At 68.0% G+C, this 25,259-nt stretch carries 13 protein-coding genes, 1 tRNA gene and 3 rRNA genes; 4 read left to right on the plus strand and 13 right to left on the minus strand.

All coding sequences use genetic code 11. The annotated features are described in order from the left end of the window. Positions 1-160: 160 nt before the first annotated feature. Positions 161-2,812, plus strand: coding sequence for a SpoIIE family protein phosphatase (locus tag EIZ62_RS07715; RefSeq protein WP_156691972.1), 2,652 nt, complete (start codon positions 161-163; stop codon positions 2,810-2,812). Positions 2,813-2,875: 63 nt separating this feature from the next. On the opposite strand, the gene EIZ62_RS07720 is transcribed toward EIZ62_RS07715, so the two are convergent. The 7 genes from EIZ62_RS07720 to thyX all read right to left on the minus strand — a co-directional run bounded on the left by EIZ62_RS07720 (position 2,876) and on the right by thyX (position 12,408). Beyond that, positions 2,876-2,951: transfer RNA gene (locus EIZ62_RS07720), tRNA-Thr, on the minus strand. Positions 2,952-3,104: 153 nt separating this feature from the next. Then, positions 3,105-3,221, minus strand: a 5S ribosomal RNA gene (rrf, locus tag EIZ62_RS07725). A gap of 98 nt (positions 3,222-3,319) precedes the next feature. Beyond that, positions 3,320-6,440 (minus strand): 23S ribosomal RNA (locus tag EIZ62_RS07730). A gap of 301 nt (positions 6,441-6,741) precedes the next feature. Further along, positions 6,742-8,269 (minus strand): 16S ribosomal RNA (locus EIZ62_RS07735). The 16S, 23S and 5S rRNA genes sit together here with 1 tRNA gene alongside, the layout of an rRNA operon. Before the next feature lie 501 nt (positions 8,270-8,770). Continuing rightward, entirely contained in the window at positions 8,771-10,456 is a 1,686-nt protein-coding gene (locus EIZ62_RS07740; protein ID WP_156691973.1) for a ribonuclease J, read from the minus strand. Positions 10,457-10,568: 112 nt separating this feature from the next. Then, positions 10,569-11,468 carry a 4-hydroxy-tetrahydrodipicolinate synthase gene (dapA, locus tag EIZ62_RS07745; protein ID WP_156691974.1) on the minus strand — a complete coding sequence of 300 codons (900 nt, stop codon included), beginning with the start codon at positions 11,466-11,468 and terminating at the stop codon, positions 10,569-10,571. Between the two features lie 199 nt (positions 11,469-11,667). Then, a complete protein-coding gene (gene thyX / locus EIZ62_RS07750; protein WP_156691975.1) occupies positions 11,668-12,408 on the minus strand; it encodes an FAD-dependent thymidylate synthase in 741 nt (246 codons plus the stop codon). 169 nt (positions 12,409-12,577) lie between these two features. Between thyX and EIZ62_RS07755 the strand changes: the two genes are divergently transcribed. Together EIZ62_RS07755 and EIZ62_RS07760 are read left to right on the plus strand one after the other, a co-directional pair. Next, positions 12,578-12,820 carry a hypothetical protein gene (locus EIZ62_RS07755; RefSeq protein ID WP_156691976.1) on the plus strand — a complete coding sequence of 81 codons (243 nt, stop codon included), beginning with the start codon at positions 12,578-12,580 and terminating at the stop codon, positions 12,818-12,820. A gap of 106 nt (positions 12,821-12,926) precedes the next feature. Beyond that, positions 12,927-13,475, plus strand: coding sequence for a hypothetical protein (locus EIZ62_RS07760; protein ID WP_156691977.1), 549 nt, complete (start codon positions 12,927-12,929; stop codon positions 13,473-13,475). Here EIZ62_RS07760 and EIZ62_RS07765 read toward each other — a convergent pair. The 6 genes from EIZ62_RS07765 to eccD form a co-directional block, all read right to left on the minus strand. Beyond that, on the minus strand, positions 13,465-13,932 hold the full coding sequence (locus tag EIZ62_RS07765) for a tetratricopeptide repeat protein (RefSeq protein WP_156691978.1): 468 nt from the start codon (positions 13,930-13,932) through the stop codon (positions 13,465-13,467). The two genes, EIZ62_RS07760 and EIZ62_RS07765, sit on opposite strands and share 11 nt — an antisense overlap. Positions 13,933-13,939: 7 nt before the next feature. Further along, positions 13,940-14,695 carry a 4-hydroxy-tetrahydrodipicolinate reductase gene (gene dapB, locus EIZ62_RS07770; protein ID WP_156691979.1) on the minus strand — a complete coding sequence of 252 codons (756 nt, stop codon included), beginning with the start codon at positions 14,693-14,695 and terminating at the stop codon, positions 13,940-13,942. A 47-nt stretch (positions 14,696-14,742) separates the two neighbouring features. Then, the gene (locus tag EIZ62_RS07775; RefSeq protein WP_156691980.1) at positions 14,743-16,122 is read right to left on the minus strand and encodes a M16 family metallopeptidase; all 1,380 of its coding nucleotides are present in this window, start codon (positions 16,120-16,122) and stop codon (positions 14,743-14,745) included. Beyond that, the gene (locus EIZ62_RS07780) at positions 16,119-18,341 is read right to left on the minus strand and encodes a polyribonucleotide nucleotidyltransferase (protein WP_156691981.1); all 2,223 of its coding nucleotides are present in this window, start codon (positions 18,339-18,341) and stop codon (positions 16,119-16,121) included. The genes EIZ62_RS07775 and EIZ62_RS07780 overlap by 4 nt, the downstream gene beginning before the upstream one ends. Before the next feature lie 380 nt (positions 18,342-18,721). Beyond that, a complete protein-coding gene (gene rpsO, locus EIZ62_RS07785) occupies positions 18,722-19,012 on the minus strand; it encodes a 30S ribosomal protein S15 (RefSeq protein WP_093600212.1) in 291 nt (96 codons plus the stop codon). 197 nt (positions 19,013-19,209) lie between these two features. Continuing rightward, positions 19,210-20,736, minus strand: a complete 1,527-nt coding sequence (eccD, locus tag EIZ62_RS07790) for a type VII secretion integral membrane protein EccD (protein ID WP_156691982.1) — start codon at positions 20,734-20,736, stop codon at positions 19,210-19,212. Between the two features lie 469 nt (positions 20,737-21,205). Here eccD and eccCa point away from each other — a divergent pair, with 469 nt between their 5' ends. Further along, positions 21,206-25,171 (plus strand): type VII secretion protein EccCa, encoded by a 3,966-nt coding sequence (gene eccCa / locus EIZ62_RS07795; RefSeq protein WP_156691983.1) that lies wholly within the window; start codon positions 21,206-21,208, stop codon positions 25,169-25,171. The last annotated feature ends 88 nt before the right edge of the window (positions 25,172-25,259 follow it).

A 25,259-nucleotide genomic window follows, 5' to 3' on the forward strand; every position in this document is an offset into this window, starting at 1 on the left:
CGTCCCCACGCTCGGGGGACGGAAACAGCGGTGACCACCATCCGCCCGGACAGCGAAGGTAAGTAACCTGGCATCCGGCTGTCCAACCGCCCCGGTCCGCCCGGCAGGGGCGGCGCGACGCTGCACGACCACCGGGCAACGGGGAGGGGCAGGGCCGATCATGGCAGAGCCGGGCGTCGAGACGCGTACGAGGAGTTCTGTGATCACCGCTCGGGCGGCCGCCACCTTCGAACCCGTGGGACGGTCCGTGGCGACCGCCCGGGCCTTCGTCCGGGACACCCTCCAGGGCTGGGGGTACACCGACGTCGTCGACGACGCGGTGGTCCTGACCAGCGAACTCGTCACGAACGCCGTCATCCACGCCGGCACCGCCGCCGACGTCCTCTGCCTGCGCACCGAGAACGGCGTACGCATCGAGGTCGCCGACCTCTACCCGGAGCGCGAGGTCCCCCTCCAGGGCACGGGCCACTCCCTGGGCAGCCCCGACCGCGAGAACGGCCGCGGACTCCTCCTCTGCGCCGCCCTGGCCGCCCGCTGGGGCGTCGAGTACTCGCCCACCCGCAAGCAGGTCTGGTTCCAGCTGGACCTCCCCGAGCGCCCCGTCGGCACCCGCTCCGCCGGCCCGGCCCTGCCCAACGAGCTCCTGCCCGTCGCCGACGACCGGATCCGCGTCGCCGTCGCCCAGATCGACCGCAGCGGCACGATCACCGCCTGGAACGAGGACGCCGAGCGCCTCTTCGGGTACACCGCCGACCAGGTCGTCGGCAAACCCATCGGCGACCTCGCCGCCTGGCCGCACACCCCGGGGATCGGCACCGGCATCGCCGAGGCCCTGCGCCTCTCCCGCTGGGAGGGCAGCTACGGCATCCGCGGCACCGACGGCCGCGTCATCCCCGTGTACGCCTCCCACCTGCGCGTCCGCGACACCAACGGCGAGCCCTCCACGGTCTGCCTGCTCGTACGGGACTACGAACGGGCCGTCCTCCAGTCGCCCCCGCGCACGCCCGTCGACTCCAGCGGCGAGAGCCGCTCCACCGACCCGTTCGAGGTCTTCATCGGCTCCCCCGCCCCCGACGACCTCGACGGGCTCCTCCAGCGCACCGTCGAACGCGCCCGCGACATGCTCGACGGCGACGCCGCCTTCCTCCTCCTCGCGACCGACGACGAGACCGAACTGGAAGTGCGGGCCACCACGGGCCTGCCCTCCGCGCGCCAGCGCTTCGCCCGCGTCCCCGTCGAGGCCGCCGGCACCGGCCGCTACTCCAGCGCCCGCATGCCCGCCGTCCACGAGGACCTCGCGGCCGTCCCCGGCGCCGTACCCCTCCTCAACGGCACCGGCATGCGCTCGGTCGTCACCGTCCCCCTCAAGGTCGAGGGCCGCCTCACCGGCTCCCTCGGCGTCGCCGCCGAAGCCTCCGGGCGGTACGCGAACGAGGAGGCCCTCCGCCTCCAGTTCGCCGCCGACCGCATCGCGCTCGCCGTCGAGTCCGCCCGCCTCGGCGAGCTGGAACGCCTCCGCCGCGGCTCCCTCAGCTTCCTCGTCGAGGCCTCGGACCTCCTCGCCGGCACCCTGGACCGCGACCAGACGCTGGCCCTCATGGCCCAGATGACGGTCCCCACCCTCGCGACCTGGTGCGCCGTCTACACGATCGCCGACCCGACCTCCGACCCGTACCTCTCCTACGTCCTGCACGAGGACGAGGAGCGCATCGACGGCCTCAAGGCCCTGCTCTCCAAGATCCCCCCGCCGGAGCCGGTGCCCTCCCCCGGGGCCCGCGTCTGGACGGCCCCCGCCGACGCGGCCCACCAGGCCGCCCTGCGCACCTCCATGCGCGAGCTGGGCCTCGGCTCCTCGCCGCTGTCCTCCGGGATCGGTACGACGCTGGCCACGGCCTCGGCGGTCGGCGGCGAGACCGTCGTCCTGCCCCTGGTGGCCCGCAACCGCGTCATCGGCATGCTCACCCTGGGCAAGCCGTCCGACGACCACTTCCGCCAGGAGATCCTGGAGCTCGCCGAGGACCTCTCCCGCCGGGCCGCCCTCGCCCTGGACAACGCCCGCCTGTACTCGGAGCGCATGGCCATCAGCCAGTCCCTCCAGCGCAGCCTGCTGCCCCCGGGCCTCCCCCAGGTCCCCGGTGTCGAGGTCGACGTCATCTACCGCGCGGCAGGCGAGGGCAACGAGGTCGGGGGCGACTTCTACGACCTGTTCCCCATCCACGACAACGCGTACGGCTTCGCCATCGGCGACGTCTGCGGTACGGGTCCGGAGGCGGCGGCCGTCACCGGCCTCGCCCGCCACGCCCTGCGCCTCCTGGCCCGCGAGGGCTTCGGCGGCCCGGCCGTCCTGGAGCGCCTGAACGCCGCGATCCTCGACGAGGGCGCCCGCAGCCGCTTCCTCACGCTCCTCTACGGCGAGCTGTGGCCCCAGGAGGACGGCAGCGCCCTCCTCAAGGTCGTCTGCGCCGGTCACCCGCTCCCGCTGCGCCTCCGCCAGGACGGCTCGGTCGAGCCCGCCGCGGAGCCCCAGCCGCTGCTCGGCGTCATGGAGGACCTGGAGCTGTACGAGCAGACGGTCACCCTCGACCCGGGCGACGTCCTCCTATGCGTCACGGACGGCGTCACCGAACGCCGTGAGGGCACCCGCATGCTCGGCGACGACGGCCTCACCGAGGTCCTCACCACGTGTACGGGCCTGACGGCCGGCGCGGTCACCGCCCGCGTGCTGCGCGCGGTCGAGCGCTTCGCCGCGGAGCCGGCCTCCGACGACATGGCCATCCTCGCGATGCGCGTCCCGGAGCCCCACCAGGACTGAGGGCGGTTTCCCCGTACGAAAACGAAGAAGGCCCCCGCCACTAGGGCGGGGGCCTTCTCGTTGTGGAGCCCCCAAACGGAATCGAACCGTTGACCTTCTCCTTACCATGGAGACGCTCTGCCGACTGAGCTATAGGGGCCAGCTTGTCGCTTTCGGGCTTTCCCCTCGGCAACGAGATAAAGCATACCCCGAACGAACGGTTTCGCCTAACCGGGCTGACGGCCGCGCCGACACGGCTGTAAAACGCAGGAAAGCCCCGCACCAGAAGGTGCGGGGCTTTCCCACAATGATTGTTCGGCGGCGTCCTACTCTCCCACAGGGTCCCCCCTGCAGTACCATCGGCGCTGAAAGGCTTAGCTTCCGGGTTCGAAATGTAACCGGGCGTTTCCCTAACGCTATGACCACCGAAACACTATGAAGATATCCGAACTACAACCAGCCACCCCAAACAAACAGGGGGTGTGGGAGTTCGTTACTTCAGAACTAACACAGTGGACGCGAGCAACTGAGGACAAGCCCTCGGCCTATTAGTACCGGTCAACTCCACCCATTACTGGGCTTCCATATCCGGCCTATCAACCCAGTCGTCTACTGGGAGCCTTACCCTCTCAAGGAGGTGGGAATACTCATCTCGAAGCAGGCTTCCCGCTTAGATGCTTTCAGCGGTTATCCCTCCCGAACGTAGCCAACCAGCCATGCCCTTGGCAGAACAACTGGCACACCAGAGGTTCGTCCGTCCCGGTCCTCTCGTACTAGGGACAGCCCTTCTCAATATTCCTACGCGCACAGCGGATAGGGACCGAACTGTCTCACGACGTTCTAAACCCAGCTCGCGTACCGCTTTAATGGGCGAACAGCCCAACCCTTGGGACCGACTCCAGCCCCAGGATGCGACGAGCCGACATCGAGGTGCCAAACCATCCCGTCGATATGGACTCTTGGGGAAGATCAGCCTGTTATCCCCGGGGTACCTTTTATCCGTTGAGCGACGGCGCTTCCACAAGCCACCGCCGGATCACTAGTCCCGACTTTCGTCCCTGCTCGACCCGTCGGTCTCACAGTCAAGCTCCCTTGTGCACTTACACTCAACACCTGATTGCCAACCAGGCTGAGGGAACCTTTGGGCGCCTCCGTTACCCTTTAGGAGGCAACCGCCCCAGTTAAACTACCCATCAGACACTGTCCCTGATCCGGATCACGGACCCAGGTTAGACATCCAGCACGACCAGAGTGGTATTTCAACGACGACTCCACCTGAACTGGCGTCCAAGCTTCACAGTCTCCCACCTATCCTACACAAGCCGAACCGAACACCAATATCAAACTGTAGTAAAGGTCCCGGGGTCTTTCCGTCCTGCTGCGCGAAACGAGCATCTTTACTCGTAGTGCAATTTCACCGGGCCTATGGTTGAGACAGTCGAGAAGTCGTTACGCCATTCGTGCAGGTCGGAACTTACCCGACAAGGAATTTCGCTACCTTAGGATGGTTATAGTTACCACCGCCGTTTACTGGCGCTTAAGTTCTCAGCTTCGCCCCACCGAAATGGAGCTAACCGGTCCCCTTAACGTTCCAGCACCGGGCAGGCGTCAGTCCGTATACATCGCCTTACGGCTTCGCACGGACCTGTGTTTTTAGTAAACAGTCGCTTCTCGCTGGTCTCTGCGGCCACCCCCAGCTCGAGCAGCAAGTGCTCTCACCAGTGATGGCCCCCCTTCTCCCGAAGTTACGGGGGCATTTTGCCGAGTTCCTTAACCATAGTTCACCCGAACGCCTCGGTATTCTCTACCTGACCACCTGAGTCGGTTTAGGGTACGGGCCGCCATGAAACTCGCTAGAGGCTTTTCTCGACAGCATAGGATCATCCACTTCACCACAATCGGCTCGGCATCAGGTCTCAGCCTTAACGTGTGACGGATTTGCCTATCACACGGCCTACACCCTTACCCCGGGACAACCACCGCCCGGGCTGGACTACCTTCCTGCGTCACCCCATCGCTTACCTACTACAGGTCTGGTCCGTCGGCTCCACCACTTTCCTTTCCCCGAAGGGTCCGGAACGGCTTCACGGACTTAGCATCGCCTGGTTCGATATTGGGCGTTTCAAAGCGGGTACCGGAATATCAACCGGTTGTCCATCGACTACGCCTGTCGGCCTCGCCTTAGGTCCCGACTTACCCTGGGCAGATCAGCTTGACCCAGGAACCCTTAGTCAATCGGCGCACACGTTTCTCACGTGTGTATCGCTACTCATGCCTGCATTCTCACTCGTGAACCGTCCACAACTCGCTTCCGCGGCTGCTTCACCCGGCACACGACGCTCCCCTACCCATCACAGCGGGCGTTGGCCCGTATGCTGCAATGACACGACTTCGGCGGTACGCTTGAGCCCCGCTACATTGTCGGCGCGGAATCACTTGACCAGTGAGCTATTACGCACTCTTTCAAGGGTGGCTGCTTCTAAGCCAACCTCCTGGTTGTCTCTGCGACTCCACATCCTTTCCCACTTAGCGTACGCTTAGGGGCCTTAGTCGATGCTCTGGGCTGTTTCCCTCTCGACCATGGAGCTTATCCCCCACAGTCTCACTGCCGCGCTCTCACTTACCGGCATTCGGAGTTTGGCTAAGGTCAGTAACCCGGTAGGGCCCATCGCCTATCCAGTGCTCTACCTCCGGCAAGAAACACACGACGCTGCACCTAAATGCATTTCGGGGAGAACCAGCTATCACGGAGTTTGATTGGCCTTTCACCCCTAACCACAGGTCATCCCCCAGGTTTTCAACCCTGGTGGGTTCGGTCCTCCACGAAGTCTTACCTCCGCTTCAACCTGCCCATGGCTAGATCACTCCGCTTCGGGTCTTGAGCGCGCTACTAAATCGCCCTGTTCGGACTCGCTTTCGCTACGGCTTCCCCACACGGGTTAACCTCGCAACACACCGCAAACTCGCAGGCTCATTCTTCAAAAGGCACGCAGTCACGACACAGAGACAAGTCTCTGTGCGACGCTCCCACGGCTTGTAGGCACACGGTTTCAGGTACTATTTCACTCCGCTCCCGCGGTACTTTTCACCATTCCCTCACGGTACTATCCGCTATCGGTCACCAGGGAATATTTAGGCTTAGCGGGTGGTCCCGCCAGATTCACACGGGATTTCTCGGGCCCCGTGCTACTTGGGTGTCTCTCAAACGAGCCGCATGAGTTTCAGCTACGGGGGTCTTACCCTCTACGCCGGACCTTTCGCATGTCCTTCGCCTACTCATACGGTTTCTGACTCGTCTCACAGCCGGCAGACTGTGAAAGAGAGATCCCACAACCCCGCATGCGCAACCCCTGCCGGGTATCACACGCATACGGTTTGGCCTCATCCGGTTTCGCTCGCCACTACTCCCGGAATCACGGTTGTTTTCTCTTCCTGAGGGTACTGAGATGTTTCACTTCCCCTCGTTCCCTCCACACTGCCTATGTGTTCAGCAGTGGGTGACAGCCCATGACGACTGCCGGGTTTCCCCATTCGGAAACCCCCGGATCAAAGCCTGGTTGACGGCTCCCCGGGGACTATCGTGGCCTCCCACGTCCTTCATCGGTTCCTGGTGCCAAGGCATCCACCGTGCGCCCTTAAAAACTTGGCCACAGATGCTCGCGTCCACTGTGCAGTTCTCAAGCAACGACCAGCCACCCATCACCCTGCCGTACAAGACGAACAGGTTCACTGGGGCCGGCATCGCAGAAGGGCGAGCAACGCTCGCACCCTCAGACACCCAACAGCGTGCCCGGCACGATCAGATCAGGTTCACGTTCCACGCCGAAGCAGTACTAGTGACCCTCACGAACCGTGCCGAATAATCAACGTTCCACCCATGAGCTGACCACCGTCGGACGTTTGCCGACGTAGTGGCTCTGGATTCCTTGCGGAATCTAGATGCTCCTTAGAAAGGAGGTGATCCAGCCGCACCTTCCGGTACGGCTACCTTGTTACGACTTCGTCCCAATCGCCAGTCCCACCTTCGACAGCTCCCTCCCACAAGGGGTTGGGCCACCGGCTTCGGGTGTTACCGACTTTCGTGACGTGACGGGCGGTGTGTACAAGGCCCGGGAACGTATTCACCGCAGCAATGCTGATCTGCGATTACTAGCAACTCCGACTTCATGGGGTCGAGTTGCAGACCCCAATCCGAACTGAGACCGGCTTTTTGAGATTCGCTCTGCCTCGCGGCTTCGCAGCTCTTTGTACCGGCCATTGTAGCACGTGTGCAGCCCAAGACATAAGGGGCATGATGACTTGACGTCGTCCCCACCTTCCTCCGAGTTGACCCCGGCAGTCTCCTGTGAGTCCCCATCACCCCGAAGGGCATGCTGGCAACACAGAACAAGGGTTGCGCTCGTTGCGGGACTTAACCCAACATCTCACGACACGAGCTGACGACAGCCATGCACCACCTGTATACCGACCACAAGGGGGCGACCATCTCTGGCCGTTTCCGGTATATGTCAAGCCTTGGTAAGGTTCTTCGCGTTGCGTCGAATTAAGCCACATGCTCCGCTGCTTGTGCGGGCCCCCGTCAATTCCTTTGAGTTTTAGCCTTGCGGCCGTACTCCCCAGGCGGGGAACTTAATGCGTTAGCTGCGGCACCGACGACGTGGAATGTCGCCAACACCTAGTTCCCAACGTTTACGGCGTGGACTACCAGGGTATCTAATCCTGTTCGCTCCCCACGCTTTCGCTCCTCAGCGTCAGTAATGGCCCAGAGATCCGCCTTCGCCACCGGTGTTCCTCCTGATATCTGCGCATTTCACCGCTACACCAGGAATTCCGATCTCCCCTACCACACTCTAGCCTGCCCGTATCGAATGCAGACCCGGGGTTAAGCCCCGGGCTTTCACATCCGACGTGACAAGCCGCCTACGAGCTCTTTACGCCCAATAATTCCGGACAACGCTTGCGCCCTACGTATTACCGCGGCTGCTGGCACGTAGTTAGCCGGCGCTTCTTCTGCAGGTACCGTCACTTTCGCTTCTTCCCTGCTGAAAGAGGTTTACAACCCGAAGGCCGTCATCCCTCACGCGGCGTCGCTGCATCAGGCTTTCGCCCATTGTGCAATATTCCCCACTGCTGCCTCCCGTAGGAGTCTGGGCCGTGTCTCAGTCCCAGTGTGGCCGGTCGCCCTCTCAGGCCGGCTACCCGTCGTCGCCTTGGTAGGCCATTACCCCACCAACAAGCTGATAGGCCGCGGGCTCATCCTTCACCGCCGGAGCTTTCCACCACTGAGGATGCCTTCAGTGGTCGTATCCGGTATTAGACCCCGTTTCCAGGGCTTGTCCCAGAGTGAAGGGCAGATTGCCCACGTGTTACTCACCCGTTCGCCACTAATCCCCCACCGAAGTGGGTTCATCGTTCGACTTGCATGTGTTAAGCACGCCGCCAGCGTTCGTCCTGAGCCAGGATCAAACTCTCCGTGAATGTTTACCCGTGATCGGGTTGACACTCGCGTTGAGCGGAACCGGAGGGGAGGAATAGTCCCCTCGGTTCACAGCGTCCTCGCTGTGTTTTCTTCAAAGGAACCTCGACCATCCGTTGGATGGACGGGGTATCAACTAATCTGGCGTTGATTTTTGGCACGCTGTTGAGTTCTCAAGGAACGGACGCTTCCTTTGTACTCACCCTTGCGGGCTTTCCTCCGGGCGCTTCCCTTCGGTATTTCGTGTTTCCAACCCTACCAGATCCTTTTTCCGTTCCGTTTCCGGTTCGGATTCTGTTTCCGGTGGCCGTTGGAGGGCCTTTGCCTTTCGGCTGATCCGACTTTATCAGAGATTCTGAGTCGGAATTCCCGCCGCTTCCTGGGCACCCTGCGAGGCACAGAGATGTGCCGGGTTCCCGATCGGGCGGAGCCGTAAACGTACTGGAGCGGGGCGCCCCGATGCAAATCGAGGGGCCCCGCTCCGGGTGCGGCCTGGCGGGTCGTCAGACCTCGACGACCACGGGGAGGATCATCGGGCGCCGGCGGTAGGTGTCCGACACCCACTTGCCGATCGTGCGGCGGATCAGCTGCTGGAGCTGGTGCGGCTCCGCCACCCCGTCCGCGGCCGACCGGGCGATGGCCTCGTGGACCTTCGGGATGACCGCGTCGAAGGCGCCGTCCTCGATGCCCGAGCCGCGTGCCTGGATGTGCGGGCCGCCGACGACCTTGCCGGTCGTGGAGTCGACCACCACGAAGACGGAGATGATGCCCTCGTCGCCGAGGATGCGGCGGTCCTTCAGGTGGACCTCGGTCACGTCGCCGACCGAGAGGCCGTCGACGTACACGTAACCCGCCTGGACCTTGCCGACGATCTTGGCCTTGCCGTCGACGAGGTCGACGACGACGCCGTCCTCCGCGATGACGATGCGGTCCTTGGGGACGCCGGTGAGGGCGCCGAGCTCGGCGTTGGCGCGCAGGTGGCGCCATTCGCCGTGGACCGGCATCAGGTTCTTCGGGCGGCAGATGTTGTAGAAGTACAGCAGCTCGCCGGCCGAGGCGTGGCCCGAGACGTGGACCTTGGCGTTGCCCTTGTGGACGACGTTGGCGCCCCACCGGGTCAGGCCGTTGATCACGCGGTAGACCGCGTTCTCGTTGCCCGGGATCAGGGAGGACGCCAGGATCACGGTGTCACCCTGGACGATCCGGATCTGGTGGTCGCGGTTGGCCATCCGGGACAGGGCCGCCATCGGCTCGCCCTGGGAGCCCGTGCAGACGAGGACGACCTCGTGGTCCGGCAGGTCGTCGAGGGTCTTGACGTCGACGACGAGGCCGGCCGGTACGCGGAGGTAGCCCAGGTCGCGGGCGATGCCCATGTTCCGGACCATGGAACGCCCGACGAAGGCGACGCGCCTGCCGTACTCGTGGGCCGCGTCGAGGATCTGCTGGATGCGGTGCACGTGGCTGGCGAAGCTGGCCACGATGATGCGCTTCTGCGCGCTCGCGAAGACCGAACGCATGACGCCCGAGATGTCGCGCTCGGGCGGGACGAAGCCCGGGACCTCGGCGTTCGTGGAGTCCGACAGGAGGAGGTCGATGCCCTCCTCGCTCAGGCGCGCGAAGGCGTGCAGATCGGTGAGCCGGTTGTCCAGCGGGAGCTGGTCCATCTTGAAGTCGCCGGTGTGCACGACCATGCCCGCGGGGGTGCGGATGGCCACGGCCAGGGCGTCCGGGATGGAGTGGTTGACCGCCACGAACTCGCAGTCGAAGGGGCCGAGGTGCTCGCGGTCGCCCTCCAGGACCTCCAGGGTGTACGGACGGATCCGGTGCTCCTGGAGCTTGGCCTCGATGAGCGCGAGGGTCAGCTTCGAACCGATGAGCGGGATGTCCGGCTTGAGGCGGAGCAGGAAGGGGACGCCACCGATGTGGTCCTCGTGGCCGTGCGTGAGCACGATGCCCTCGATGTCGTCGAGGCGGTCCTTGAGGCTGGTGAAGTCCGGCAGGATCAGGTCGATGCCGGGCTGCTCCTCCTCGGGGAAGAGCACGCCGCAGTCGACGATCAGCAGGCGGCCGTCGAACTCGAAGACGGTCATGTTCCGGCCGATCTCGCCGAGACCGCCGAGCGGGGTGACGCGCAGGCCGCCCTTGGGCAGCTTCGGGGGCGCGCCCAGTTCAGGATGCGGATGACTCAAAAGACTCTCCTCACCACACGCGCCACGTACCAGTGAGGCACGTGGCGCGTATGTCATTCGTGCACTTGCTGTTGTCTGATGTTCGATTCGTATTCAGTTATGAAGTCTGTTGCTACAGCTGTACCCCGCCGGCGGCGAGGTCGATCTTGAGCTGCGCGGTTTCCTCCGGGGAGAGCTCCACGAGCGGCAGGCGCAGGGGCCCGGCGGGGAGGCCCTGGAGGGTGAGGGCGGCCTTGGTGGTGATCACGCCCTGCGTCCGGAACATGCCGGTGAAGACCGGGAGCAGTCGCTGGTGGACCTCGGTGGCCTTCTGTACGTCGCCGGAGAGGTGGGCGTCGATCAGGGCGCGCAGCTCGGGGGTGACGACGTGGCTGACGACGGAGACGAAGCCGCAGGCGCCGACGGAGAGCAGCGGCAGGTTGAGCATGTCGTCGCCGGAGTACCAGGCGAGGCCGCTGCGGGCGATGGCCCAGCTGGCGCGGCCGAGGTCGCCCTTGGCGTCCTTGTTGGCGACGATGCGCGGGTGGGCGGCGAGGCGGACGATCGTCTCGGTGTCGATCGGGACGCCGCTGCGGCCGGGGATGTCGTACAGCATCACGGGGAGGCCGGTGGCGTCCGCGATGGCCGTGAAGTGGCGGAAGAGGCCCTCTTGCGGGGGCTTGTTGTAGTACGGCGTGACGGCGAGCAGGCCGTGTGCGCCGGCGCGCTCCGCGGCGCGGGCGAGCTCGACCGAATGGTGGGTGTCGTTGGTGCCGATGCCGGCGACGATGTGGGCCCGGTCGCCGACGGCCTCCAGGACCGCCCGTACGAGCTGGTCTTTCTCCGCGTCGCTGGTGGTCGGGGACTCGCCGGTGGTGCCGTTGACGATCAGGCCGTCGTTGCCTGCGTCGACCAGGTGGGCGGCGAGCCGCTGAGCGCCGTCGAGGTCGAGTGCGCCGTCCGCCGTGAAGGGCGTGACCATCGCGGTGAGGACCCGCCCGAAGGGGGTCTGCGGAGTGGAGATCGGAGCCATGGGTAACACGCTACTCGCTGCTCTGCCCGCCGGGCCCCCTCGGGGGACGTGAGGAAGGTGGAGCCCGGCACTGCCTGCTCGGGGGTTCAAGCAGTGCCGGGTCCGTTTGATCAGCCTAGATGAACTTCTCGAAGCGCCGCAATACGGACACTTCGGGCGGATGATCCGTACATCTGTACCGCGCGTTGACCTGGGACGACTACGGAGCGACGCGGCCGTTGGCGTTGAACGCGGCGTACGTGAGAGGCATCAGCCGGGCCCACTCCCGCTCCATCTTCTCGCCGACCATCTCGATCTCACGTTGTGGGAAGGAGGGGACCTTGGCCAGCTCGTGCTGGGTGCGCAGGCCGAGGAAGTGCATCAGCGAGCGGGCGTTGCACGTCGCGTACATCGAGGAGAACAGGCCGACGGGGAGGACCGAGCGGGCGACCTCGCGGGCGACCCCTGCGGCGAGCATCTCCTGGTACGCCTCGTACGCCTGGACGTACGACGCCTCCATCGTGCGCCCCACGAGCTCCTGCTGCTCCCGCGTGCCCTCGACGAAGACGTACTTGCCGGGGCGGCCCTCCTGGACGAGCTTGCGGGAGGCGTCCGGGACGTAGAAGACCGGCTCCAGCTCCCGGTAGCGGCCCGACTCCTCGTTGTACGACCAGCCCACCCGGTGCCGCATGAACTCGCGGAAGACGAAGATCGGGGCGCTGACGAAGAACGTCATGGAGTTGTGCTCGAAGGGGCTGCCGTGCCGGTCCCGCATCAGGTAGTTGATGAGCCCCTTGGAGCGCTCGGGGTCCTTCTGGAGTTCCTCCAGGGACTGCTCGCCGGCCGTGGAGACACGCGCCGCCCACAGGACATCGGAGTCGGCCGCGCTGTGCTTGACCAGCTCGACGGTCACATCGCTGCGGAAGCTGGGCTTGAGGTCTTCGGCGGGGGTGTCGGTCACCGGCGCGGTCCTTCCAGTTGCGTCGCTCGGGGCGGCGCCCACTCTACGGCCCGGCACCGACAGCACATGAATCCCTTGGATTCGGGCACCGAGAGGGGCACCAAACCGCTGCTTCGTACGTCTCACCCCATAGCAGCGTCCACCACCCGTTCCCAAGGAGGGTTCTCACATGTTCCGCCGGCGTGAGGCAGTCCCGTTCGCGTTCGTCGCCGAGGCCGACCGCTTCCGCAGTAACGTCACTCCCCCGGCTCGGCAGCGTCCGAGCATTTCCGAGGTCACCGGTCGTACGCTGATCGGGCTGACCGTCGTGGCCGGTCTGGTCGGGTCGCTGCTCTTCGGCCTTCCGGCGATGGAGGCCGGCCCCGCGAGCACCGGTCACGGTCAGCAGTCCGAGGCGTCCCACGGGCGTTGACCCGGGCCGTGCCCCGTACGGCCACCCTGAGGTGGCCGGTCGCCGAACCGCTGGGTAGCCTCACCCGGCACAGCCCATCGAGCGTGCGTATGAGTGAGGACCAGCCGTGCCCCTGCCCTTCCTGACGGCCGACCGTGGTTTCGACACCGAGGACGACGTCGCGCTGCCGTTCGACGACCACGATCAGTGGCGCCGGCCGTACCGCCCGGGGCCCTGGCGGGTCGGGGCGGCGGCGCTAGCCCTGCTGCTCGCGTCGTTCATGCTGCTCGCCACCATGATCATCGCCTTCGCGGGCGGGCTTCCGGCCGCCGCCGTGTGCTTCGGGCTGGCGGCGGTGGTGATCGTCGGCGCGCTGCGGATGCTGCGCGTGGGCACCTGGGTGAGCCGCCACGGCCTGCGGCGCGTCGGCTTCTTCCGGACGACGACGCTCGCGTGGGCACAGTCGGGCGGCGTACGCACCGTGCAGCAGCCCGTGCGGTGGCTCGGGCTGCCCAGGACCGTGCAGGGCCAGGCCCTGGTCGTCGTACGCAAGGGTGGTGAGCAGCTCCCGCTGCTCACCGACCACAACGCGGACTTCCTGTCCCGGGTCGAGGCGTTCGACCGGGCGGCCGACACGGTCGAGGCCTGGAGCGCGGAGTACGCGGTCAGTTCCTGACCGGCTCGGCGCCCCGGCGCCCGCCCTCGTGGAGGGCGATCGCGCGCTGCATCGCCTTACGGGCCCGCGGTGTGTCGCGGGCGTCGTGGTAGGCGACGGCGAGCCGGAACCAGCAGCGCCAGTCGTCCGGCGAGTCCTCGGTCTCGGCGCGCCGCGCGGCGAAGACGGCGTCGGCCGAGTCGCGGTCGATGCGCCCGCCGGGGGTGCGCCTCAACTCGTCGACGGGCAGGCCGCCTTCGGCCTCCAGCTCGGCGGCCAGGCGGTTGGCCCTGGTGACGAACTGGGTGTTCTTCCACAGGAACCAGACACCGATCACCGGCAGGACGAGCACCGCGCAGCCGAAGGTGACGGTGAGCGCGGTGCCCTGCTGGATCAGCATCACGCCGCGGCTGCCGACCAGGACGAAGTAGACGACCAGGACGGCTGCCGTGACGAAGTACGTGATCTTGGCGCGCATGACGTGATCAGCCCAGGTCCAGGAAGTGTTCCAGGCCGAAGGTGAGCCCGGGGGTGGTCACCACGCGGCGCGCGCCGAGCAGGATGCCCGGCATGAAGCTGCTGTGGTGCAGCGAGTCGTGGCGGACGGTCAGGGTCTCGCCCTCGCCGCCGAGCAGCACCTCCTGGTGGGCCAGCAGGCCCCGCAGCCGTACCGCGTGCACCGGCACCCCGTCCACGTCCGCGCCGCGCGCGCCGTCCAGGGCCGTCGCCGTGGCGTCCGGCTGCGGGGCGAGACCCGCCTCGGCGCGGGCGGCGGCGATGAGCTGGGCGGTGCGGGTGGCGGTGCCGGAGGGGGCGTCCACCTTGTTCGGGTGGTGGAGCTCGACGACCTCGACCGACTCGAAGTACGGCGCGGCGATCTGCGCGAACTTCATGGTGAGGACGGCGCCGATGGAGAAGTTCGGCGCGATGAGCACACCGGTCTCCGGGGAGGCCTCCAGCCAGCCGTTCAGCTGGGAGAGGCGCTCCTCGGTCCAGCCGGTGGTGCCGACCACGGCGTGGATGCCGTGGCGTACGCAGAAGTCGAGGTTGCCCATGACGGAGGCGGGTGTGGTGAGCTCCACCGCCACCTGGGCGCCCTTCTCGGCGAGCGTCTCCAACTTGTCGCCCCGGCCGAGGGCCGCGACCAGTTCCATGTCGTCGGCGGCCTCGACGGCGCGTACGGCCTCGGAGCCGATGCGTCCCCTGGCGCCGATGACCGCGACCCGCAGCTTGCTGCTCATGCTCGTACTTCCTTCGGTTCCGTCCGGGTTCCGTCTCGCGGCCGCGGTCACGCGACCGCGGTGTGGAGGCGGTCCGCCTGCTTGTCCTTCAGGGGCCCGATCACCGACAGCGACGGGCGCTGCCCGAGGAGCTCGGCGGCCACCTCCCGTACATCATCGGGCGTCACGGCCGACATCTGCGCGAGCATGTCGTCGACCGACATCTGATCGCCCCAGCACAGCTCGCTCTTGCCGATGCGGTTCATCAGCGCGCCGGTGTCCTCCAGGCCGAGGACGGTGGAGCCCTTCAGCTGGCCGATCGCCCGCTCGATCTCGTCGTCGGTCAGGCCTTCGCCCGCGACCCGGTCCAGCTCGTCGCGGCAGATCCGCAGGACGTCGTGGACCTGGTTGGGCCGGCAGCCCGCGTAGACGCCGAACAGGCCGCAGTCGGCGAAGCCGGAGGTGTACGAGTACACGCTGTACGCCAGGCCGCGCTTCTCGCGGACCTCCTGGAACAGGCGGGAGGACATCCCGCCGCCGAGGGCCGTGTTCAGCACGCCGAGCGCCCAGCGGCGGTCGTCGGTGCGGGCGAGGCCCGGCACACCGAGGACGACGTGCGCCTGCTCGGTGCGGCGGCTGAGGACCTCGACGCGGCCCGCGGTGCGGATGGTGCGGCGGCCGTCGCGCGGGGCGACCGGGGCGGCGTCGGTACGGGTGAGGGCGCCGGCCTTCTCGAAGGCGCGGCGGACCTGGCGTACGACCGTGGCGTGGTCGATGTTGCCCGCGGCGGCGACGACCAGGTGCGTGGGGTCGTAGTGCTTCTTGTAGAAGCGGCGCACGCGGTCGGCGGTGAGGGCCTCGACGGTGTCGACGGTGCCGAGGACCGGGCGGCCCAGCGGCGTGTCGCCGAACATCGTCTTCGCGAACAGGTCGTGGACGACGTCGCCCGGGTCGTCCTCGGTCATCGCGATCTCTTCGAGGATGACGCCGCGCTCGGCGTCGACGTCCTCCTGGAGGATCAGCGAGCCGGTGAGCATGTCGCACACCACGTCGATGGCGAGCGGCAGGTCGGTGTCCAGCACCCGCGCGTAGTAGCAGGTGTACTCCTTCGCCGTGAAGGCGTTCATCTCGCCGCCGACCGCGTCGATCGCGGAGGAGATGTCGAGGGCGCTGCGCCGGTGCGTGCCCTTGAAGAGGAGGTGCTCCAGGTAGTGCGTGGCGCCGCCGAGGGAGGGCGTCTCGTCGCGCGAGCCGACGTGCGCCCAGATGCCGAAGGTGGCGGAGCGTACGGACGGCAGGGTCTCGGTGACGATGCGCAGGCCGCCGGGCAGGGTCGTGCGGCGGACCGTGCCGATGCCGTCCTTGCCCTTGAGGAGCGTTTGGGTACGGGCGACGGCCCGCGCCTCCGGGGAGGTGCGGGCCGTCGCCTTCGAACTACGGGACGTCACTGGTCGGCGTCGTCCTTCTTCTCGCCCTCGGCGGCGTCCTCGTCCGCCATCACGGGGATGAGGGAGAGCTTGCCGCGCTGGTCGATCTCGGCGATCTCGACCTGGACCTTGGCGCCCACCGCGAGCACGTCCTCGACGTTCTCCACGCGCTTGCCACCGGCGAGCTTGCGGATCTGCGAGATGTGCAGCAGGCCGTCCTTGCCGGGCATCAGGGACACGAACGCACCGAAGGTGGTGGTCTTGACGACCGTACCCAGGTAGCGCTCGCCGACCTCCGGCATGGTCGGGTTGGCGATGCCGTTGATCGTGGCGCGGGCGGCCTCGGCCTGCGAGCCGACCTGGGCACCGATGTAGATGGTGCCGTCGTCCTCGATCGTGATCTCGGCGCCGGTGTCCTCCTGGATCTGGTTGATCATCTTGCCCTTGGGGCCGATGACCTCACCGATCTTGTCCACGGGGATCTTGACGGTGATGATCCGCGGGGCGTTCGGGGACATCTCGTCCGGCGTGTCGATCGCTTCCATCATCACGTCGAGGATGTGGAGGCGGGCGTCGCGGGCCTGCTTGAGGGCCGCGGCCAGGACGGAGGCCGGGATGCCGTCCAGCTTGGTGTCCAGCTGGAGGGCGGTGACGAAGTCCTTCGTACCGGCGACCTTGAAGTCCATGTCGCCGAAGGCGTCCTCCGCGCCGAGGATGTCGGTCAGCGCGACGTAGTGCGTCTTGCCGTCGACCTCCTCGGAGATCAGACCCATGGCGATACCGGCGACGGGGGCCTTGAGGGGCACACCGGCGTTCAGCAGCGACATGGTGGAGGCGCAGACGGAGCCCATGGACGTCGAGCCGTTGGAGCCGAGGGCCTCGGACACCTGGCGGATCGCGTAGGGGAACTCCTCGCGCGTCGGCAGCACCGGCACGATGGCGCGCTCGGCGAGCGCGCCGTGGCCGATCTCGCGGCGCTTGGGCGAGCCCACGCGGCCGGTCTCACCGACGGAGTACGGCGGGAAGTTGTAGTTGTGCATGTAGCGCTTGCGGGTCACCGGGGAGAGGGTGTCCAGCTGCTGCTCCATGCGGAGCATGTTGAGGGTGGTGACGCCCAGGATCTGGGTCTCGCCACGCTCGAAGAGCGCCGAGCCGTGCACGCGCGGGATGGCCTCGACCTCGGCGGCCAGCGTGCGGATGTCGGTCAGGCCACGGCCGTCGATGCGGACCTTGTCCTTGATGACGCGCTCGCGGACCAGCTTCTTGGTCAGCGCGCGGTACGCGGCGGAGATCTCCTTCTCGCGGCCCTCGAACTGCGGGAGCAGCTTCTCGGCGGCGATCTCCTTGACGCGGTCCAGCTCGGTCTCGCGCTCCTGCTTGCCGGCGATGGTGAGCGCCTGCGACAGCTCGGTCTTGACCGCGTTGGCCAGGGCCTCCAGGACGTCGTCCTGGTAGTCGAGGAACACCGGGAACTCGCCGACCGGCTTGGCGGCCTTGGCGGCGAGGTCCGACTGGGCCTTGCAGAGGACCTTGATGAAGGGCTTCGCGGCCTCGAGACCGGCGGCGACGACCTCCTCGGTGGGGGCCTCGGCGCCGCCCTTGACGAGCTGGATGGTCTTCTCGGTGGCCTCGGCCTCGACCATCATGATCGCGACGTCGCCGTCCTCCAGGACACGGCCCGCGACGACCATGTCGAAGACGGCGTCCTCGAGCTCGGTGTGCGTCGGGAACGCGACCCACTGGCCGTTGATCAGGGCGACACGGGTGCCGCCGATCGGGCCGGAGAAGGGCAGGCCGGCCAGCTGCGTGGAGCAGGAGGCGGCGTTGATCGCGACCACGTCGTACAGGTGGTCGGGGTTGAGCGCCATGATCGTCTCGACGATCTGGATCTCGTTGCGCAGGCCCTTCTTGAAGGAGGGGCGCAGCGGCCGGTCGATCAGGCGGCAGGTGAGGACGGCGTCCTCGGAGGGACGGCCCTCCCGGCGGAAGAAGGAGCCGGGGATCTTGCCGGCCGCGTACATCCGCTCCTCGACGTCCACCGTCAGGGGGAAGAAGTCGAGCTGGTCCTTGGGCTTCTTGGAGGCGGTGGTCGCCGACAGCACCATGGTGTCGTCGTCCAGGTACGCCACGGCGGAACCGGCGGCCTGCTTGGCCAGGCGGCCCGTCTCGAAGCGGATGGTGCGGGTGCCGAAGGTGCCGTTGTCGATGACGGCCTCGGCGTAGTGGGTCTCGTTCTCCACCAAAGCGAATTCTCCGTTGTTCGTCTGTGTGTCGTCTTTGCGTCCCGCCGCGCCCGTGTGGCGCGGGGACGGGGCGGAGAAGTGCGCCGTGTGTGCGGGGCCGGTCTTCGATCGAAGCGCCCGGGGTGATCTCTCCCGGGGGCCACTACCGAGGACCGGCGACGGCGCCGGTGCACCTCTCCTGTATGCAGTTGTCGCGTTTCCGGTGTCGCTTAACCGGAATGGCGTTGTGTAAGCCAGCCTACAAAGTGGAGGCGACACTCCGCATGTACAGCGGCTCTACCGCGGCTCGTACCGCGGCTCGTACCGCATTGTGCAGCCGTATGTACGGCAAAGGGAGCGGCCCCCTCAAGCGTGGGAACCGCTCCCTTCACGGCGTCTTACTTGGCACCGCCGGCCGCACCACGGCGGATGCCGAGGCGGTCCACCAGCGCACGGAAGCGCTGGATGTCCTTCTTGGCCAGGTACTGCAGCAGGCGGCGGCGCTGGCCGACCAGGATCAGCAGACCACGACGGGAGTGGTGGTCGTGCTTGTGGGTCTTGAGGTGCTCGGTCAGGTCCGAGATGCGGCGGGAGAGCATCGCGACCTGGACCTCGGGGGAGCCGGTGTCGCCCTCCTTGGTGCCGAACTCGGTCATGATCTGCTTCTTCGTAGCGGCGTCGAGAGACACTCGGTACTCCTCTTGGTGTTCGATGCGCCCGCGAGTGCCCCTGGTCTTGGTCTCAGGGGAGCTTCCGTGACTCGGAGGCGAAGGTCCGATGAGCGCTGCTTCCAGAAGGATCCGGGAGCGCGTACACAAACGGCCGTCACACAGCGTACCAGCCCGCTCGGTCCGCCCGGCCCTCCGCGCCTCCGCCCCCGCCTGGGTCAGGAGGTCATCGCGCGGATCGCGTGGTACACGCCGAAGACGGCGAGGCACAGCGGGAGCAGCGTCAGGAGGACGAAGGTCTCCGCGATCTCCAGGAAACGGCCCCAGAAGGGGGTGACGCCCTTGCGCGGCACGATCAGGCCGATCGCGGTGATCAGCGCGGCGACCCCGGCGACCGCCGCGGCGAGCCACACCGTACGGATGTCGGCCGCCGTGGCGTCGCGCCACAGCTCGGCGGGCGGGTTCAGGCAGAGGCCGAGGCCGAGCAGGACCAGGGCGCCGAGGCCCGCGGCGAGGGCGCAGCCGACCTGGGCCGTGTAGCGGAAGAGGTGGGCGCGCATCAGCATGGCGACGCCGGTGGCGAGGGCCAGCAGCTGGGCCCACACGCTGTCGGAGAAGCCGAGCACCGCGGCGGAGCCCACGGTGACCAGCGCGCAGCCGCCGACCAGGCCGACCAGCAGCTCGTGGCCGCGCCGTACCTGGGCCGCGATGCGCTCGGCGTCCACCGGCCCCTGGGGCTCCGGGTCGCCGCCGTAGCCGCCGGCCGCGGTACGGGGCGGCTCGAAGCCGATGGGCAGCCGGGCGAAGCGGGTGGACAGGCCCGGGAGGAAGGCGAGCGCGCCGACGCCGAACGGTGCGCACACGGCGGCCGTCTCGGACGGGGTCATGGCGGTGAGGATCGCGACGAAGGTCACGAGGACGCCGGTACCGGCCGCGAAGACGAACGCGACGAAGGGTCCGTCACCGCTGGGGGCGACGAGCGTCAGGACGACGGCGACGACGAGCACGGCGGCGCACGCGAGCAGGAACTGCAGCTTGCCGTTGCCCTGCCCGGCGGCCGGGGGCAGCAGTCCGGCGCCGGCGACGGCGGCGTTCACCATCGCGCCGACGCCCAGCGCCACGGACGAGCCCCGGTCGTCGTACACCCGGGCACGTACGCCCGACAGCGCGAGCAGCAGCACCCCGCTGACCGCGGCCAGGATGCCCGGCAGCCCGTGCATGTCGTGCCGCGGGTCGGCCGACCACAGGACGAAGGCGAGCAGCACCAGCAGGACCGAGCCGCCGACGAGGCCCGCGCCCCGCATCAGGTCGTCGGTCCACAGGGTGCGGTCGCGGGCGACGGCCGAGGCGACGGCGTCGGAGACGTCGTCGAAGACCGCGGGCGGCAGCGACTCGGCGAAGGGCCGCAGGGACAGCAGCTCGCCGTCGAGGATGCGCTGCGCCGCGAGGGAGCGCGCGCCGTCGAGCACGGTGCCGTCGCGCCGTACCAGGTGATAGCCGACCGGGGCGCCCGCCGCGGGGCTCTGGCCCGACAGCCGGAGGATCTCCGGGTACAGGTCGGCGACGGCGATGTCCTCGGGCAGTGCGACGTCGATACGGCCGTCCGGCGCGACGACGGTGACCCGGCAGAAGCCCGTACCGCCGGCGGCCGGGGCCGCGGGAGCCGCGTGACCGTTTCCGGGAGCCGCGTGACCAGTGCCGGTGGTCGCGTGACCGGGTCCGGTGGCCGCGGCTGAGGCCGTCATACTCACCTGCTGCTCCCCCTCGTGGTTCTGCTGGTTCTCATGAAGCCTATGAGGCTTATGGACCGTACTCGTGCGTGGTGTGCGCGTGGTGCGTTGTGCGCGGGTGGTGCGTTGTGCGCGTGGTGCGTTGTGCGTGTGGTGCGTTGTGCGTGTGGCGCTTGTGTTCGTGAAGCGTGGTGTTCGTGAAACGGGTATTCCTGGAACGTTGTGTTCCCCAACGCCGCGTCCAGGGACGGCCGTCGGTGGGACGTCGTCCGTGGATCACCGTGACCCCCGGCTCGCCGGCGGCGGAGTCGCGGGCCGGTTCGACCCGTTTATTTGCGTTGGTTCACGCACGCGCCAGCTCGCCGCGCCACCCTACCGCCCACCCGCCACCCCCACCGCCAGTAGGATCCCCTCCGCGGATGGAGCCCGTCGCCACGGGGGCGCCGATAGGAACATTTCCGTCCGGCAAGGGAATTGGTGAGCTGTGAGTCAGATCGTCGTCAAGCGCCCACCACGGGCCCTGCCCTCAGAGGTACCGGGCGATCCGGTGCAGCTGCAACCGCCGCCGGAGCTGCCGCGGGGACAGCAGGAGGGCGTCCTGATGCAGCTTCTGCCGACCCTCGGCATGGGCGGATCGGTCGTCTTCTTCTTCATGACGCCGAACCCCGTGATGCGCATCATGGGCATGGTGATGATCGCGTCGACCGTCGCCATGGCCATCGCGATGATGGTCCGCTACCGGCGCGGGACCCAGGGGCAGCTCGCCGACCTGCGGCGCGACTACCTCAAGTACCTGACGCAGACCCGGCGTTCGGTGCTGCGTACCGCGCACCTGCAGCGTGACGCGCAGTTCTACCTCCACCCGTCGCCCGAGCAGCTGTGGGCGCTGGTCGCGGAGGGGAGCCGGGTGTGGGAACGGCGCGTCGGCGACGACGACTTCGGGCAGGTACGCATCGGGCTGGGCAGCCAGCAGCTCGCCACCCCGCTCGTGGCCCCCGAGACCGCCCCCGTGGACGAGCTGGAGCCGCTCGCGGCCGGCGCCATGCAGCAGTTCCTCTCGGCCCACGGCACCCTCGACGGCCTGCCGATGGCCGTGTCGCTGCGCGCCTTCTACCACGTGACCGTGAGCGGTGAGGAGGAGTGCGCCCGTTCGGCGACCCGCGCGATGGTGGGTTCGCTGGCCGCGCTGCACTCCCCCGAGGACCTGGTCCTCGTGATCGCCACCGGCAGCGCCACCGCCGCGCAGTGGGAGTGGGCCAAGTGGCTGCCGCACGTCCAGGCGCCGGGCGCCGGTGACGGCGCGGGCAGCCGGCGGCTCATCACCACGGACGCGCGGGACCTCCAGGACATGCTCGCCGCGCGTCTGGAGGGCCGCCCCCGCTTCGGCGGGCAGCCGCTGCTGGACCAGCCGCACATCGTCGTCGTCCTGGAGGGCCAGTCGATCCCTCCCATGTCCGCGCTCGCCACGCCCGAGGGGCTGCAGGGCGTGACCATCATCGAGGTCGTGCCCGGGGACCTGAACGGGCCGCGCGGCGGCCTGTCCGTGACCGTCGACCGGGACGGTCTGCGGCTCGAGTCCAGCCACGGGCTGGTCTACGACGGGGTGCCGGACCGGCTGAGCCTCGAGGCCGCCGAGGCGCTCGCCCGCCAGCTCGCCCCGCTGCGCGTGGGTTCGGGGGCGGACGACGACGAGCCGCTGCTCGCCAACCTGGACTTCACCGACCTGCTCAACCTGGGTGACGCGGCCTCCGTCGACGTCAGCCGCACCTGGCGGCCGCGGTCGCAGTCGGAGCGCCTGCGGGTGCCGATCGGTGTCGGCGAGGACGGCTCCCCGGTGATGCTGGACCTCAAGGAAGCCGCCCAGGAGGGCATGGGCCCGCACGGCCTGTGCGTGGGCGCCACCGGTTCGGGAAAGTCGGAACTCCTGCGGACGCTGGTGCTGGGACTCGCGGTCACCCACTCGTCGGAGACGCTCAACTTCGTCCTCGCGGACTTCAAGGGCGGTGCGACCTTCGCCGGCATGTCCCAGATGCCGCACGTCGCGGCCGTGATCACCAACCTCGCCGACGACCTGACGCTGGTCGACCGCATGGGCGACTCCATCCGCGGTGAGCTGAACCGCCGCCAGGAGATGCTGCGCGACGCGGGCAACTACGCCAACATCCACGACTACGAGAAGGCGCGCGCCGCCGGAGCCCCGCTCCAGCCGATCCCGTCACTCGTGCTGGTCATCGACGAGTTCAGCGAACTCCTCACCGCCATGCCGGACTTCATCGAGATGTTCGTGCAGATCGGCCGCATCGGCCGGTCGCTCGGCGTGCACCTGCTGCTGGCGTCGCAGCGGCTCGAGGAGGGCCGCCTGCGGGGCCTGGAGACGTACCTGTCGTACCGGATCGGTCTGCGGACCTTCTCCGCGGCCGAGTCGCGGGCCGCGCTCGGTGTGCCCGACGCGTACCAGCTGCCCAACGTTCCCGGGTCCGGGTACCTGAAGTTCGGCACGGACGAGATGGTCCGGTTCAAGGCGGCGTACGTCTCCGGCGTCTACCGCGCGAACCAGCACGCCGCCGTCCCGGGCGGCCCCCTGCCCGTGGACCGTCGGCCGGTGCCCTTCACCGCGGCGCCCGTGCCCGTCCGCTACGTCGAGCCGGCCGCCCGGCCGCGGGTCCCCGAGGCGCGGGGCGCGGAGGACGACGCGCTCGCCGACTCCGTGCTCGACGTGATCGTGCGGCGGCTGGAGGGCCGTGGCGCGGAGGCCCACCAGGTGTGGCTGCCGCCGCTGGACAACCCGCCGCCGCTGGACGAGCTCCTGCCGGGCCTCGCCGGGGTGGAGGGCCGCGGGCTGACGCAGCCCGGGTTCGAGGGCGCCGGCCGGCTGGTCGTCCCCCTCGGGGTGGTCGACAAGCCCTTCGAGCAGCGCCGGGACGTCCTGTACCGGGACTTCTCCGGCGCGGCCGGTCACATGCAGATCGTGGGTGGCCCGCAGTCCGGCAAGTCGACGCTGCTGCGCACGCTCATCGCGGGCTTCGCCCTGACGCACACCCCGCTGGAGGTCCAGTTCTACGGGCTCGACTTCGGTGGTGGCGGCCTGTCGGCGATGGCGGAGCTGCCGCACGTGGGCGGGGTGGCGTCGCGGCTCGACCCGGAGAAGGTGCGGCGCACGGTCGCCGAGGTGTACGGCATCCTCGCGCGGCGCGAGGAGTACTTCCGCAGCGCCGGGATCGACTCCATCGCCACGTACCGCAAGCTGCGGGCCCGCGGCGAGATCTCTGTGACGGACCAGCCCTGGGGTGACGTCTTTCTCGTCGTCGACGGCTGGGGCACCTTCCGCTCGGACTACGAGGGCCTCGAACCGGCCGTCCTGGACATGGCCGCGCGCGGCCTCGGCTACGGCGTCCACGTGATCCTCACCGCGTCGCGTTCGATGGAGGTCCGCTCCAACATCAAGGACCACCTGATGAACCGGCTGGAACTGCGGCTGGGTGACACGATGGACTCGGAGGTGGACCGGAAGATCGCCGTCAACGTGCCGACCGGTGTGCCGGGCCGCGGTCTCATCCCGGAGAAGCTGCACTTCATGGCCGCCGTGCCGAGGATCGACGGCATCAACTCCGACAGCGACCTGGCCGAGGCCACCGCCGTCATGGCGCAGGAGATCCGCCGCCACTGGACCGGCCCGGCCGCGCCGAAGGTGCGTCTGCTGCCGCGTGAGCTGCCGGCGCAGAACCTCCCGTCCGGGTTCGCCGACCCGCAGCGCGGTGTGGCGTTCGGCATCGACGAGAACAACCTGGAGCCGGTCTACGTCAACTTCGAGCGCGACCCGTTCTTCCTGGTGTTCGGCGAGAGCGAGTCGGGCAAGTCGAACCTGCTGCGCCTGCTCATCAAGCAGCTGTGCGAGCGGTACGACGGGGACTCGGCCAAGTTCTTCGTCATCGACAACCGCCGCGCGCTGCTGGACGTCACCCCCGCGTCGCACCTGGCGGAGTACGTCCCGATGTCCAACAACATGGAACACCACGTGGACGCGCTGGCCGACCTGATGCAGCGCCGCACCCCCTCCGCCGAGGTCACGGCCCAGCAGCTGCGCGACCGCAGCTGGTGGCGCGGCCCGTCGGTGTACGTGGTGGTCGACGACTACGACCTGGTGTCCACGTCGAGCGGCAACCCGCTGGCCAAGCTCACGGAGCACCTGCCGTTCGCGCGTGACGTGGGCGTCCGCTTCATCATCGCCCGCAACTCGGCCGGTGCGAGCCGGGCCGCGTACGAGCCCTTCATGCAGCGGATGATGGAACTCGGCGCCCAGGGCGTGCTCCTGTCCGGCGACCCCCAGGAAGGCGACGTGCTCGGCGGCGTCCGGATGCGCCCGATGCCCGCGGGCCGGGGCGTCTACGCCTCCCGGCAGCGGGGGAATCCGCTGGTGCAGACGGGTCTCCTGCCGGAGACGGCGGTTTGATCGGGGCGGCGGAGTGTTCCGCCGCCCCGGGCACGGACGGGTCCTGGAACGATTGCGTGAACTGTGAACCGCGCGTCCATGACAGGGA

The organism is Streptomyces ficellus (assembly GCF_009739905.1).
GTDB lineage: Bacteria > Actinomycetota > Actinomycetes > Streptomycetales > Streptomycetaceae > Streptomyces > Streptomyces ficellus_A.

What these genes read in the sequence shown, in the direction of transcription:
- EIZ62_RS07715 (WP_156691972.1), top strand. Translation starts at nt 161, where the DNA reads ATGGCAGAGCCGGGCGTCGAGACGCGTACGAGGAGTTCTGTGATCACC.
- dapB (WP_156691979.1), bottom strand. Translation starts at nt 14,695, where the DNA reads ATGAGCAGCAAGCTGCGGGTCGCGGTCATCGGCGCCAGGGGACGCATC.
- dapA (WP_156691974.1), bottom strand. Translation starts at nt 11,468, where the DNA reads ATGGCTCCGATCTCCACTCCGCAGACCCCCTTCGGGCGGGTCCTCACC.
- eccD (WP_156691982.1), bottom strand. Translation starts at nt 20,736, where the DNA reads ATGACGGCCTCAGCCGCGGCCACCGGACCCGGTCACGCGACCACCGGC.
- EIZ62_RS07755 (WP_156691976.1), top strand. Translation starts at nt 12,578, where the DNA reads ATGTTCCGCCGGCGTGAGGCAGTCCCGTTCGCGTTCGTCGCCGAGGCC.
- EIZ62_RS07765 (WP_156691978.1), bottom strand. Translation starts at nt 13,932, where the DNA reads ATGCGCGCCAAGATCACGTACTTCGTCACGGCAGCCGTCCTGGTCGTC.